Below are 13,442 nucleotides of genomic sequence, written 5' to 3'. Positions count from 1 at the left end.
GCTCATCCCCGCGCACGCGGGGATCCAGTGCTGTCCAGCATGGCCCGACGGGTTGGACCGACCCTTATGCTCATATAGGACTAATCCTTCACCCAAAGAACCGGCTCCCCGCTTTCGCGGGGATGAGCGGTATTTTGTGGTCGCACACCCGGCGGCCGGTTAAAGCGAACCCATGAACGACGCGCCGAAAACGGGCTGGTTCCAGCGGCTCAGCCAGGGACTGTCCCGATCCTCCAAACAGATGACCGAGCAGGTCGTCTCCTCCTTCGTCAAGGAGCCGCTCGACGAGGCGGCGCTGGAGCGGCTGGAGGAGCACCTGATCGAGAGCGATCTGGGTCCGGCGGCCGCCGCGCGGATTACGGAACGCTTCCGCGCCCTGCGCTTCGGCAAGGCCTCGGACGAGCGCGAGATCAAGGAAGCCCTGGCCGAAGCGGTGACCGCCGAACTGGCGCCGCGTCAGGCCGTGTTCGATCCGCTGTCGGGACCGAAGCCCTATGTGGTGCTGTTCGTGGGTGTGAACGGTTCGGGCAAGACCACGACCCTGGGCAAGATCGCCGCCGACCTGACGGGCAAGGGCGCCAGGGTCATGGTGGTGGCGGGCGACACCTTCCGCGCCGCCGCCCGGGACCAGCTGAAGGTCTGGGCCGAGAGGGCGGGCGCCGACTTCGAGAGCCGCCGCGACGGCGCCGACCCGGCGGGTCTGGCCTTCGACGCCTTCACCCGCGCCCGGAACGAGGGCCACGACGTGGTCCTGATCGACACCGCCGGCCGCCTGCAGAACAAGCAGGCCCTGATGGACGAACTGCTCAAGGTGGTTCGGGTGCTGAAGAAGATCGATCCGGATGCGCCGCACGAAACCCTGCTGGTGCTGGACGCCACGGTGGGGCGCAATGCGCTCGCCCAGGAACAGATCTTCGGCCGCACCGCCTATGTGTCGGGCATCGTCATGACCAAGCTGGACGGCACGGCCCGCGGCGGGGTTCTGGTGCCGGTGGCCCAAGCGTCCGACGCCCCCATCAAGCTGATCGGGGTGGGCGAGGGCATTGAGGATTTGCAGCCGTTCGACGCGCGGGCGTTCTCCCGCCTTCTGGTGGGACTTGAGGACTGATGACGACCGAGACGCCGGCAACGGAAAAGAAACGCCCCCAATGGATCCGACAGGCGGTGGATTTCGGGGCGCTGGTGGCCTTCATCGGCGCCTATTTCATCACCCGCGACCTGATCAAGGCGACCTGGGTTCTGGTGATCGCCTCGGGGATCGCGCTGGCGGTCGGCTATGTGGTGGAGCGGCGCTTCGCCCCCCTGCCCCTGATCACCGGGCTGTTCGCCCTGGTGTTCGGGGTGCTGACCATCTTCTTCAACGATGACCTGTTCATCAAGCTGAAGCTGACCATCCAGAACGTGATCCTGGGCGGCATCCTGCTGGGGTCGCTGCCGCTGAAGAAATATCCGTTCAAATATCTGCTGGGCGACGCCATCAAGGTGACGGATCACGGCTGGCGCATCCTGACGTTCCGGTACGGCGCCTATTTCCTCATTGTAGCCGCGGCCAATGAGGTGTTCCGCAGCGAAGCGGCCGTTCTGGCCATCTGGGACGCTTTCGGCTGGGCCACGCCGGACCCGGATGCGGTCTGGACCAGCTTCCGGGGCGTATTGTGGATCGCCGCCTCGGTGTTCGGCCTGTCGCAGATTCCGGTGATCCTTAAGCACATGATCAAGGACGAGGAGCCGGGGCCTGTCAGCCCGGACACCGGGCTTTAGACCGAAAGCCGGATTGACGGCATCGGTGGGATCGCGAAGCGATTTCATCTCGACCGATCAGGCTTCGGCCTGCGCAAGCCTTCACGGACCTGTCGCCAAACCGAAACACGGCGCTGCTAACCCTGCCGTGAACCGTGCCTTGCACGGATTATCGGCAAGCGGGGTCACGGCATGGTCAAGGATGGAAAGAAGGCGCGCTCCGGCCCGCTGGACGCATCGCCCAGTCACCTGATGCACCGGGCGCTGCAACTGGCGCTGGACATCTACGCCGAGGAAGTGGGCGCGGGCGGCCCGACCCAGCGACAGTTCGCCGTGCTGGAGATCGCCTCGCGGAACGAGGGCCTGACCCAGACCGATCTGGTCCGCGCCACCGGCATAGATCGCTCTACCTTGGCCGATCTGGTCGCCCGCATGACGGCAAAGGGCCTGCTCAACCGTGAACGTTCCGTGCTGGACGGACGGGCCAAGGCGGTCAGCCTTTCAGACGAAGGCCGCGCCCTGCTCGAGAGCGCCCGGGCCAGGGTCGAGGCGGCCGACCGCCGCATTCTGGCGCTGATGCCCAAGGCCAAGCGGGACAGCTTTATGAAGCTGCTGGCTGACCTGGCCGCTGTCGCTGACGCCGGACCGGACGAGGCCAAGGCCGCCAGGCGCGCCGAAAAGATGGCGCGCAAGGCGGAAAAGGAGGCCAGGAAAGCCGCCGAAAAGGCCAGGACCGCCAAGCCCCGTCGCAAGACCCGCGACGATCTGGACGCTCGCGCCGCCTGACCGGTCAGCGGACCTTGCGGGAACGCTCCAGAACAGGCCGTTGGCCTTCAGCGTTCAGGGCCCCGGAGGGAGCGATCTTGGCGTTGGGTGTCGGGTTCAGGCCTTCATCCGCGTTGCGATAGGCCGGGCCCGACCACTGATTGGCCTGCTTGCGCTTGAGGGCCTTGCGAAGATTGGCGGTGGCCGCATCGCCCCGGTTTTCCGCGCGGCGGCGATCCAGTTCTCGGTTCACCCGTTTCATGCCCGCAGCCAGAAGGGCTTTTTTGCGATCCGAACCCGTCTCGCCTTCCGTCGCCTTGCCCCCCCGCCGCGCTGTGCGGCGCTGATCCCGGGACACATCCCTGGCGCGGTTTCGGCGCTCCCTCAGCCGCTTGGCCAGGTCGACGAGCTCTTCGTGTTTCATCTCTTTGAGCGCGGGCTGGCGAGCGCTGTCGCAGAGTTCACGTTCGTCCTTGGTGAGATAGCGTTCGTCAGCCTTGCGAGACTGGGCCATGGGGCGCCTCCGTTCATGTCTGGGGTTCGGGAGAGAAAGCGCCTGAACGGTGAAGGTCGTTCCCGACCGATCGTTCAGACCCGGATGTCAATCAGCGACCCGGGTCGCCGCAGACGGTCTGAACTCTCGACTTCAGGCGAAGGGGATGAACGCCTTGCAGGTTCAGCGACGGGCGTCCTGTCCGTGGGCTGAGACTGCTGCGCCGCCCTTACGCCGGCCAGCGCCTGCTGAAAAAACGCAGCCTGGGCCACCCGCGCGGTGGTGGTGGCCACCGGGTGGGTGGCGGCGTGACGCGGCGTCGGCAAGTCAGGACGAATCGGGCTCATGCCCTGATGGTTAACAGGGCGTCTGGAAAAAGGGTTAACGCGACCAGCGCGCAGGGGCGAGACCTTCAGTCAGGCGGTCAAGATCGGCCTGGTCCACGATCGGCCCGGAATGCTTGGCGGTGATGGTTCCCCACGGATCGACTGCGAAAGTCTCAGGCACCCCTGACGATCCCAGTTCCAGTCCCAGCCTGCCGTCAGCATCCACCAGCACCAAGGCGAACGGATCGCCCAGCTCATCCAGGAAAGCGGCGGTGGCGGCGGGATCGTCCTTGTAGGCCACGCCAATGACCCGAACGCCCTGCTCGCGCAGCGCCATCAGTTGCGGATGCTCGATGCGGCACGGCGCGCACCAGGACGCGAACACATTGACGACTGTCGGCTGGCCCGCCGCCGCCGTGACAAGATCGGCCTGCCCCGGCCCGGCCGCGCCATCGATCAGAACCGCAAGGGTCAGGGCGGGCACAGCCTGCCCCACCATCGCGTCAGGCTGATAGGCCGGGTCCCGGCGCAGGGACCAGCCGGCGAACAACACCGCGAGAGCGACCAGAACGATCAGCGGAGCGACGGCCAGCCAGCGCTTCATTCTCCGTTCTCCAACCGGTCCAGCTCGCGTTTCCAGCGTCGCGCCGCGATGGTGCTGCGCGCAACGAGGGCGGCCAGGGCCAGAGCGCTGATCCCCCAGGCGGGCCAGACGAAGGCCGCGTAGGCGCCCATGTCCAGGTCGAGCATGGTCAAGCCTCCCGGGCCGCGCGGGCGCGCAGGGAAAGAACACGACGCCGACGCACCTCGCTGCGGATGTCGGTCAGCCACAGCGCCGTGAACAGCATCATATAGGCCAGCCCCATCACCAGCAGCGGCGTCAGGTGGGCGGCGGTCATCGATGGTCCTTCGGCCCGCAGCAGGGACGCGGGCTGATGCAGGGTGTTCCACCAGTCCACCGAGAATTTCACGACCGGCAGATTCACCAGTCCCACCAGTCCCAGAATTGCGGCGGCGCGAGCGGCCCGGGCCTCATCGTCGATGGCGGCGCGCAGCGCCATGTAGGCCACATAGAAAAGGAACAGGACCACGACGCTGGTCAGGCGCGCGTCCCATACCCACCAGGCGCCCCACATGGGCTTGCCCCAAAGCGAGCCCGTCGCCAGCGCCAGCGCCGTAAACACAGCGCCGGGCAGGGCCGCGGCGCGAGCGGCCGCGTCGGCCAGCGGATGACGGAACACCAGGGCGAAAAACGATGAAACCCCCAGCGCCACATAGGCGGCCAGGCCCAGCCATGCGGCCGGAACATGCACGAACATGATCCGCACCGTGTCCAGCTGCTGATAATCCTCCGGCGCGGTGAAACTCAGCCATACGCCAGCCAGCAGCAGCACGCCGGCCAGCGCCCAGACCACGGGCGTCACGGGCCGCGTGAACCGCATGAAGCGATCAGGATTGGCGAGGCCGAAAACCATGGTCAGGCGCATACGCGCGGGGGGGGCCACGGGCAAGCGGACGCGGCGCCGCATGACGTATCTTTAATTGGCCAATTCTCGCACTTCGGGCAGTCTGGGTCTTATTCTGAGGGGGGACATCGGCATGATCATTCTGGCTGCGCTGACGGCGTTTGCGACCGCGCAGGATCCTGTTCCGCAGCCCGCCGACTGGGGCGCCGCACTGGCGGAGGACGCCCGCGCCTTTCACGATGCAGTGGCCGAGAACCACGCGGGCCCGGTTGATTCCGAAAATCCCGGCTTCGGCGACCTTCTGGCGAACGGCCTTGCCCGCGCACTCGAGCGCGCGGAGACGGCGGACAGCTACCCGCACTGGTATTATGCCCTGCGCGAGTACGAGGCCTCTTTCGACGACGGGCATCTGGGCCTGACCGATTGGCAAGGCATGGGCCACAGGTGGCTCCTGCAATGGCCGGGCTTCATGACCGGCCTGCGCGACTCCGGCGGCGTGGAGCGGCATGAGGTTGTGTTCACCGGCGATGAAACAGCCCCCCCCATCGGCGCCGTGCTTCTTCAGTGCGACGGGCGTCCGGCCGGGACGCTGGCGACCGACCTTCTGGGGCGGACGGCCGGACGCTGGAACCTGAAATCCCAACGGTCCCGCCATTCCGCCAATCTGTTCATCGACCAGATGAACCCCTACGTCGCGCGGCCCCGCATGTGCGATTTTCAGGTGGGGGGCGAGACGCGGACCTACCGCCTGACCTGGCGGCCCTTGTCCGAAACGGAGCGGGATGAAGGCCGGGCCGCCGCGCGCGCCCCGCGCCATTTCGCGCCCGTAGAGATGCGCGTTCTTGATCAGGGGGTCTGGATCAGCCTGGGGAGCTTCGAGAGCGACCCGGCCACCGAGGAGGGGCGGCGCCTCACCGCCCTCACCGCAGAGGTTGAAGCCCGGGCTGATGAAATCCGGGCGGCGCCGATGGTTGTCTTCGACCTGCGCGGGAACAACGGCGGCTCGTCCCTCTGGTCCTCCCGCATCGCACGGGCCTTGTGGGGCGATGATCGATTCCGCGCACTCGGGCCACGTTCAGAGGGCGTCGACTGGCGCGTCTCGCCCGGAAACCTCGAAACCATAGAGTACTACAGGGACGTGGTCTTCGCCGATCAGCCGGAGGCGGTGACCTGGGCCAGCGAGATCGCCGAAGGCATGCGGGCCGCCATGGAGGCCGCACAGCCCTTGTGGCGGCAGAGCGAGGACGAGCCGTCCCCTGCGGCTCCGGAAGGACCTTCACCCATGAGGGGTCGGGTCTATGTGCTGACGGATTCCGGGTGCGCCTCGGCGTGTCTGGACGCCGTGGACTTCTTCACCGCCATGGGGGCCGTGACCGCAGGGCAGGAAACGTCGGCCGACAGCGTCTACATGGACGTCCGCGACATCCCGTTGCCGAGCGGACGGGTCGCCGCCTATGTGCCGATGAAGGTCTATCGCGGCCGGGCGCGGGGCAACAACGAAAGCGTGCCCCCCGCCCACGACTGGACCGGCGACATGGGCGACACGGCCGCCATCGAGGCCTGGCTTGTCCATTTGACGGCGAACTGAGACGGCCCGCGGCTACCCCTGTGCGTTCCGGATGGCCGCCGCGCCGGCGACGGGGCTGAGCGCAACCGCGAACAGGGTGTAGGCCCCCAGAAGCGCAAGGGCCGGCCATGGGGACAGCCCGGTCAGCGCCTGCTCCAGCGCACCCGCGCCGAAGATCACCGGCGGGATGAACAGGGGCAGCACCACCACAGCGATCAACAGGCCGCCCCGCTTCGAACCCAGCGCCAAAGCGGCGCCCAACGCCCCGGTGAAGGCGAAGCCCAGACTGCCCAGCAGGGCCGAGCCCAGGATCAGCGGCGCCCAGCCCGGATCGACCCCCAGCGCAATGGCCGCCACAGGCGCGGCGACGGCCAGCGGCAGGCCGATGGCCAGCCATTGGGCCAGAGCCTTGACGGCGAACACCGCCTCCAGCGGCAGGGGCCCCAGCGTCAGCAGATCCAGCGCCCCGTCCTCGAAATCCCGCTCGAATAGCCTTTCCAGCGACAACAGGCTGGCCAGGGCCAGCGCAATCCAGGCGACGCCGCCCGCCACCGGCTGGAGCACGCGCGGGTCGCCGCCCGCCGCCAGCGGCACGATGGCGGTCAGGGCCAGAAAGAAGCCGCAGGCCAGCAGCGGCCCCCCGCCCCCGCCCCAGGCCAGGGACAACTCGCGCTTCAGCAGGACGCGGACAGCGCTCATCGTCCCCCACCCACGTCCAGCGTGCGGCAGGGCAGGTCCAGCGGGTCGTGAACGGCGGTGATCACCATGCCGCCGCCCGCCAGATGCTCCCTCATCAACTGCGCCGCGACCCCACGCCAGCGAACGTCCAGCGGCGCCAGCGGCTCGTCCAGAAGCCACAGGGCGCGGGGCGCGGCGATCAACCGGGCCAGCGACAGGCGCCGTCGCTGACCGGCCGACAGCTTGCGGGTCTCCAGGTCCAGAAGGGGGGCGAGACCCAGGGCTTCTGTCGCCGGGGCTATGTCCGCGCCACCGCACCAGGCGGTCTGGAAGGCCAGCTCTTCCCGCGCCGTGCGGGCGCCCTTCAGCCCTTCCAGATGGCCCAGAAGATGGATGTGGCGGGCGCGGACGGTCTCGGGTTCGAGGTCGACGCCGGCCTTGTCGAGGAAGCGCACGCCGCCCGCATCCGGACGAATGAAACCGGCCACCGCGCGCAACAGACTGGTCTTGCCCGCTCCGTTGGCCCCGGTCAGGGCCAGGGCTTCGCCAGCCTTCAGATCAACGGTCAGGCCGTGAAACAGCACCCGCTCGCCCCGCGACAGCCCAAGATTGTCGATGGAGATGAGGGCGATCATGTGCGATCCGTTCGCAATGTCCACGTCGGCGTCGTGGATACATGGACGCCCGCGCCGCTTGGGCTTATATCCAGCCTCGCCGCAGCAGGCTTTCGCCGCGCGCGCCGGGGACCTGTGCGCCCCTGCGCCTGCAGCGCGAAGGCGCAACCGGATTGTCGGGCGGCGTAGACCAGAGGAACTCTCCTACCATGCCGTCGAACGACAGCCTCAAGACCCGTCAGGACCTTTCCGTCGGGCGCAAGAAATACGCCTATTACAGCCTTCCCGCCGCCGAGGAAGCCGGTCTGGCCGGGATTTCCCGCCTGCCGCGTTCCATGAAGGTGCTGCTGGAGAACCTTCTTCGCAACGAGGACGGTGTTTCGGTCACCGAGGACGACCTCAAGGCCGTGGCCGCCTGGATCGACAACAAGGGCTCGGTCGAGCACGAGATCGCGTTCCGTCCCGCCCGGGTGCTGATGCAGGATTTCACCGGCGTCCCGGCCGTGGTGGACCTGGCCGCCATGCGCGACGCCATGACCGCGCTGGGCGCCGATCCGTCCAAGATCAATCCGCTGAATCCCGTGGATCTGGTCATCGACCACTCGGTCATGGTGGACCATTTCGGCACCCCCAAGGCGTTCGACCAGAACGTGGACCGCGAGTATGAGCGCAACATGGAGCGCTACAAGTTCCTGCGCTGGGGCTCGACCGCCTTCAATAATTTCCGCGTCGTGCCGCCCGGCACCGGCATCTGCCACCAGGTGAATCTGGAGAATCTGGCCCAGACCGTGTGGACCGCCGAGGAAGGCCGCAAGACCGTGGCCTATCCGGACACCGTCGTCGGCACTGACTCTCACACCACCATGATCAACGGCCTTGCCGTGCTGGGCTGGGGCGTCGGCGGCATCGAGGCCGAGGCGGCCATGCTGGGGCAGCCGATCCCCATGCTGATCCCGGAAGTCATCGGCTTCAAGCTGACCGGGCGTCTGCCAGAAGGGGCCACGGCGACTGATCTGGTGCTGACCGTCACCCAGATGCTGCGCAAGAAGGGCGTGGTCGGCAAGTTCGTGGAATTCTTCGGCCCGGGCGTCACCGCCCTGACCATCGAGGACCAGGCCACCATCGCCAACATGGCGCCTGAGTACGGCGCCACCTGCGGCTTCTTCCCGGTGTCCCGGGCGACGCTGGACTATCTGACCGCAACCGGCCGCGACAAGGCCCGGGTGGCGCTGGTCGAGGCCTACGCCAAGGCGCAGGGGCTGTGGATCGACGAGTCCAGCGAGGACCCCGTATTCACCGACGTGCTGGAACTGGACATGGCCGAGGTCGTGCCGTCGCTGGCCGGACCCAAGCGTCCGCAGGACAAGGTCGAGCTGACCATCGCCGCCTCGGCCTTCGAAACGGCGCTGGGCGAGGTCTTCAACCGACCGACCGACGCCCCGCGCGCCGAGGTCGAGGGTGAGAAATTCGATCTGGGCGACGGCGACGTGGTGATCGCCGCCATCACCTCCTGCACCAACACCTCCAACCCTTCGGTCCTGATCGCCGCGGGTCTGGTGGCGCGCAAGGCCCACGCCCTGGGGCTTACGGTCAAGCCGTGGGTCAAGACCTCGCTGGCGCCCGGCTCCCAGGTGGTCACGGACTATCTGACGGCCGCGGGTCTGCAGAAGGATCTGGACGCCCTGGGCTTCAACCTTGTGGGTTACGGCTGCACCACCTGCATCGGCAACTCCGGCCCGCTGGACCCGGCCATCTCGAAGACCATCAACGACAACGATCTGGTCGCCACCTCGGTGCTGTCGGGCAACCGCAACTTCGAAGGCCGCGTGAACCCGGACGTGCGCGCCAACTACCTGGCCTCACCGCCGCTGGTGGTGGCCTACGCCCTCGCGGGCTCCATGCGCATCGACCTGAACACCCAGCCGCTGGGCCAGGACAAGAAGGGCAAGGATGTCTTCCTGAAGGACATCTGGCCGACCGGCGCCGAGATCGCCGAACTGCAGCGCTCCTGCGTCACGCCCGAGATGTTCGCCAAGCGCTACAAGGACGTCTTCAAGGGCGACAAGCACTGGCAGAAGATCGACGTGGAGGGCGGCCAGACCTACGCCTGGGACGACACCTCCACCTATGTGCGCAACCCGCCCTATTTCGAGGGCCTGTCGATGGAGCCGACCCCGGTCGAGGACATCATTGAAGCGCGCGTGCTGGGCATCTTCGGCGACTCCATCACCACTGACCACATCAGCCCGGCCGGGGCCATCAAGAAGGCCTCGCCCGCCGGCGCCTACCTGACCGAGCACGGCGTCGATCCGCTGGACTTCAACAGCTACGGCGCGCGCCGGGGCAACCATGAAGTCATGATGCGCGGCACCTTCGCCAACATCCGCATCCGCAACAAGATCACGCCGGAGATCGAGGGCGGGGTGACGAAGCACTTCCCGTCGGGCGACACCATGTCGATCTATGACGCGGCCATGCGCTATCAGGCCGAAGGCCGTCCGCTGGTGGTGTTCGCCGGCAAGGAATACGGCACCGGCTCGTCGCGCGACTGGGCGGCCAAGGGCACCAACCTGCTGGGCGTGCGGGCGGTCATCGCCGAGAGCTATGAGCGCATCCACCGCTCCAACCTGATCGGCATGGGCGTGGTCCCGCTGCAGTTCAAGCAGGACGGCTGGACCCGTCTGGGCCTGACCGGCGAGGAGATCGTCACCATCCGCGGCCTGTCGGACGTCAACACCGGCAAGCTGAAGCCCCGTCAGGAGCTGTGGGTCGAGCTGTTCCGCCCGTCGGACGGCAAGATGGCCCGTTTCCCGGTGCGCTGCCGCATCGATAACCAGACCGAGCTGGAATACTTCAAGGCCGGCGGCGTCATGCCGTTCGTGCTGCGGAATCTGGCGCGGGGCTGATCGCCTCCATACTGAAAAAACGAAGGGCCGGAGCATCGCTGCTCCGGCCCTTTTTCATGGCTGCGGTCCTGGTTCAGGCCCAGACGCCGTAGGGATCCACGTAGTCCATGCCGAGGGCTTCAGCCACGGCGGGATAGGTGATCTTGCCGCCCAGCACGTTCAGGCCCCGCGCCAGATGCGGGTCCTTCTTCAGGGCGTCCAGGCCATGGTCGGCGAGCGCCAGGCCGAAGGGCAGGGTGGCGTTGTTCAGGGCCTCGGACGAGGTGCGCGGGGCGGCGCCCGGCATGTTGGCGACACAGTAGTGCACCACGCCGTCCACCTCATAGGTGGGGTCCTCGTGGGTGGTCGGCCGGCTGGTCTCGAAACAGCCGCCCTGATCGATGGCCACGTCCACCAGCACCGAACCGGGCTTCATGCGCGACAGATGCTCACGCTTGATCAGCTTGGGCGCCGAGGCGCCGGGCACCAGCACCGCGCCGATGACCACGTCGGCCTTGAGGATTTCCTCCTCGATGGCGTTGATGGAGGAGAAGCGCGTGATGACCCGGCCCGAGGTGGCCTCGTCGATCTCGCGCATGCGGGGGATGGAGCGCTCCATCACCACCACCTCGGCGTTCAGGCCCAGGGCCATGCGGGCCGAGTTCATGCCGACCACGCCGCCGCCCAGAACCACCACGCGGGCGGGCGCCACGCCGGGCACGCCGCACAGCAGCAGACCCATGCCGCCGTTGTGCTTCAGCAGGGTCTCGGCCGCCGAGAACACGGCGATGCGGCCGGCCACCTCGGACATGGGCGCCAGCAGCGGCAAGCCGCCTTTGGCGTCGGTGACCGTCTCATAGGCGATGGCGGCGCAGCCGGACTCCAGAAGGCCTTTGGTCTGATCGGGATCGGGCGCCAGGTGCAGATAGGTGAACAGGATCTGGTCCGGTTTCAGGCGCGGCCACTCGGTCTTTTGCGGCTCCTTCACCTTCACGATCATCTGGGCCTGGTCGAAGACGGCGGCGGCGTCGGGGACGATCTTCGCGCCGCACGCCTCATAGGCGTCGTCGGCGAAACCGGCGCCCAGGCCGGCGCCCTTCTCGATCAGGACCTCGTGGCCCCGCGCGGCGTATTCCCGCACGGCGGTGGGGGTCAGGCCGATGCGGTGTTCGTTGGGCTTGATTTCCTTGGGCACGCCGACGCGCATGATGATCTCTCCCTGAGCTTGGTCCCGGTGTGGGTTGAGCGCAATCTACGCCCGGGCATTGGGCAGGTTCCTGCTTCTTTTCATCGCCTGATCCGCGTAAACATGCAGGATATTGCGTCAGGAGTCGCCATGAAGACCGTTTCCGCCGTTGAACTGGACGTCACCGACCGAAAGATGCTGCGCACCCTGCAGGAGGACGGCCGCATCAGCAATGTGGATCTGGCCCGCGCGGTGAACCTGTCTGAGTCCGCCTGCCTGCGTCGCCTGCGGGCCATGGAGGCAGCGGGCGTCATCAGCCGCTACACCGCCATCATCAATGAACGGGCCGTGGGCCTGCCGATCAGCGTCTTCGTCACCGTGACCCTGTCGTCCCAGTCGGAAAGCGCGCTGACCGCCTTCGAGACCGCTATCGCCACGGTGCCCGAGGTGGTGGAATGCCACCTGATGACCGGCGGTTCTGACTATCTGCTGCGTCTTGTGGTCCGGGACGTGGATGACCTCGAACGTATCCACTCCAAGGAGCTGACCCGCATTCCCGGGGTGACGCGGGTGTCCTCGTCGGTGTCCATGCGCACAGTGGTCAAGCGCGGGGCCTTGCCGGTCTGAACAGAAGGTCAGTCCAGCTTGGTGAGACAGGCCATCATCAGTCGGGCCTCGCCGGGGCCGTGGCCGGTCAGGGTGACGCTCAGACCGTCGGGATCGGTTGGAAGCTCCAGCTCGATGACATTCACCGTCGGCGGGCCCAGCGGTTCCAGTGCAATGACCTGGCTTTCGCCATCGTCGACGGTCACGGTCACTTCCGTCGGCGCGTCGCCGTCATTGGCCGCGCCGATCACCAGTCGCCAACGTCCCGCGGTCGCTCGAACATCGGTCTGCATGACGCCCTCGCCCTCGGCCAGATAGAGCGGCCCCTCGCCGGGCGTTTCCGGGGATGTCCAGCGCGGGGGCCGGCCGGCGGCGGCCTGCCACGCCCACAGCGTTTCCCTCGAGCCCATGAACACCCGCGAGACTGGAACCGCGCCGTCGTCCGTCGACGTCGATCCGGGAATGGCGAAGAAGGGGTTGCGCATGAGGTTGCGATAGCAAGAGGCCTCCTCGACGGACGGGATCGCAGCCGCCGCGGCGGCCGCCGCCTCGGCGATGACTAGGTAGCGGGCATGGTCTTCGGCCTCCAGTTCCCGGCCCGCGGCGAGGGTGGAGATTTCGTCCGCGCCGGCGTCCTGGCCGTTGCAGACCATGCCGTACACCACATAGTCCGGGATCACCGGGCTGAGATCGCGAGTCGCGTCATCCCACGCGTCCGCGTAAAGTTCACGGCCCCCGGCGTCGAAAGTCCTCGCCTCGATCGGACGGGTGCGGTTCTCGCCGCAATGGTACTCGGTCGTGATGACTGACCAGCCGCCATCCGGGTTCAGCATCATCATGCGCAGGCGCGGCCGTGCTTCGCCCTGCGCGACGGCCAGATCGGGCACGGAGAGCCAGAAGCGGAATGGCTCATGCACCTCGGTCGTCGGGGCGTATAGCCGCTGCAGCCGCCACGGACCGCCATCTGGCGTCTGGGCGACGGCGGGCGCGCAGGCCAGCAGGGCGGCGGCCACGGCGGCCGGTCGTACGATCATGAACCCCTCCCATCATGTCGCCGGCCAGTTGAAAGCGACGCGCCCAAGAGGGCAAGATGGCTCGGCCTGACGGCGCCTGACC

General features: G+C 67.4%; 14 protein-coding genes. 6 read left to right on the top strand and 8 right to left on the bottom strand.

All coding sequences use genetic code 11. From position 1 onward, the window contains the following. The first annotated feature begins 172 nt into the window (after positions 1-172). The 3 genes from ftsY (at position 173) to ACK4FB_RS01330 (ending at position 2,526) form a co-directional block, all read left to right on the top strand. On the top strand, positions 173-1,108 hold the full coding sequence (ftsY, locus tag ACK4FB_RS01340) for a signal recognition particle-docking protein FtsY (protein ID WP_409746968.1): 936 nt from the start codon (positions 173-175) through the stop codon (positions 1,106-1,108). Next, positions 1,108-1,761 carry an inner membrane-spanning protein YciB gene (locus ACK4FB_RS01335; protein WP_409746965.1) on the top strand — a complete coding sequence of 218 codons (654 nt, stop codon included), beginning with the start codon at positions 1,108-1,110 and terminating at the stop codon, positions 1,759-1,761. Before ftsY ends, ACK4FB_RS01335 begins: the two co-directional genes overlap by 1 nt. A gap of 171 nt (positions 1,762-1,932) precedes the next feature. Beyond that, positions 1,933-2,526: a MarR family winged helix-turn-helix transcriptional regulator gene (locus ACK4FB_RS01330; protein WP_409746962.1), complete on the top strand. Its 594-nt coding sequence runs from the start codon at positions 1,933-1,935 to the stop codon at positions 2,524-2,526. A 4-nt stretch (positions 2,527-2,530) separates the two neighbouring features. Here the strand turns inward: ACK4FB_RS01330 and ACK4FB_RS01325 are convergent, their stop codons facing one another. The 4 genes from ACK4FB_RS01325 to ccmC all read right to left on the bottom strand — a co-directional run bounded on the left by ACK4FB_RS01325 (position 2,531) and on the right by ccmC (position 4,799). Beyond that, positions 2,531-3,019, bottom strand: coding sequence for a hypothetical protein (locus ACK4FB_RS01325; RefSeq protein ID WP_409746959.1), 489 nt, complete (start codon positions 3,017-3,019; stop codon positions 2,531-2,533). A gap of 360 nt (positions 3,020-3,379) precedes the next feature. Beyond that, entirely contained in the window at positions 3,380-3,928 is a 549-nt protein-coding gene (locus ACK4FB_RS01320) for a DsbE family thiol:disulfide interchange protein (protein ID WP_409746956.1), read from the bottom strand. After that, on the bottom strand, positions 3,925-4,074 hold the full coding sequence (gene ccmD / locus ACK4FB_RS01315; RefSeq protein WP_409746953.1) for a heme exporter protein CcmD: 150 nt from the start codon (positions 4,072-4,074) through the stop codon (positions 3,925-3,927). The genes ACK4FB_RS01320 and ccmD overlap by 4 nt, the downstream gene beginning before the upstream one ends. 2 nt (positions 4,075-4,076) lie before the next feature. After that, positions 4,077-4,799 (bottom strand): heme ABC transporter permease CcmC, encoded by a 723-nt coding sequence (gene ccmC / locus ACK4FB_RS01310; protein WP_409747092.1) that lies wholly within the window; start codon positions 4,797-4,799, stop codon positions 4,077-4,079. Between the two features lie 124 nt (positions 4,800-4,923). On the opposite strand from ccmC, the gene ACK4FB_RS01305 reads away from it, so the two are divergent. Then, positions 4,924-6,378: a peptidase S41 gene (locus ACK4FB_RS01305; RefSeq protein ID WP_409746950.1), complete on the top strand. Its 1,455-nt coding sequence runs from the start codon at positions 4,924-4,926 to the stop codon at positions 6,376-6,378. A 12-nt stretch (positions 6,379-6,390) separates the two neighbouring features. Here the strand turns inward: ACK4FB_RS01305 and ccmB are convergent, their stop codons facing one another. Then, entirely contained in the window at positions 6,391-7,056 is a 666-nt protein-coding gene (ccmB, locus tag ACK4FB_RS01300) for a heme exporter protein CcmB (RefSeq protein WP_409746947.1), read from the bottom strand. Then, positions 7,053-7,670, bottom strand: a complete 618-nt coding sequence (ccmA, locus tag ACK4FB_RS01295) for a heme ABC exporter ATP-binding protein CcmA (RefSeq protein ID WP_409746944.1) — start codon at positions 7,668-7,670, stop codon at positions 7,053-7,055. Before ccmA ends, ccmB begins: the two co-directional genes overlap by 4 nt. Before the next feature lie 188 nt (positions 7,671-7,858). On the opposite strand from ccmA, the gene acnA reads away from it, so the two are divergent. Next, on the top strand, positions 7,859-10,555 hold the full coding sequence (gene acnA / locus ACK4FB_RS01290) for an aconitate hydratase AcnA (RefSeq protein WP_409746942.1): 2,697 nt from the start codon (positions 7,859-7,861) through the stop codon (positions 10,553-10,555). A gap of 73 nt (positions 10,556-10,628) precedes the next feature. Here acnA and ald read toward each other — a convergent pair whose 3' ends face one another. Then, on the bottom strand, positions 10,629-11,741 hold the full coding sequence (gene ald / locus ACK4FB_RS01285) for an alanine dehydrogenase (protein WP_409746938.1): 1,113 nt from the start codon (positions 11,739-11,741) through the stop codon (positions 10,629-10,631). 129 nt (positions 11,742-11,870) lie between these two features. Here ald and ACK4FB_RS01280 point away from each other — a divergent pair, with 129 nt between their 5' ends. Continuing rightward, positions 11,871-12,347, top strand: a complete 477-nt coding sequence (locus ACK4FB_RS01280; protein WP_292106398.1) for an Lrp/AsnC family transcriptional regulator — start codon at positions 11,871-11,873, stop codon at positions 12,345-12,347. A gap of 8 nt (positions 12,348-12,355) precedes the next feature. On the opposite strand, the gene ACK4FB_RS01275 is transcribed toward ACK4FB_RS01280, so the two are convergent. Continuing rightward, positions 12,356-13,360: a hypothetical protein gene (locus tag ACK4FB_RS01275; protein ID WP_409746935.1), complete on the bottom strand. Its 1,005-nt coding sequence runs from the start codon at positions 13,358-13,360 to the stop codon at positions 12,356-12,358. Between the last annotated feature and the right edge of the window lie 82 nt (positions 13,361-13,442).

This window comes from Brevundimonas sp., from assembly GCF_046299535.1.
Taxonomy (GTDB): domain Bacteria; phylum Pseudomonadota; class Alphaproteobacteria; order Caulobacterales; family Caulobacteraceae; genus Brevundimonas.
Note: the sequence above shows the minus strand (reverse complement) of the source record. Positions and strands in the feature narration are given on the sequence as shown.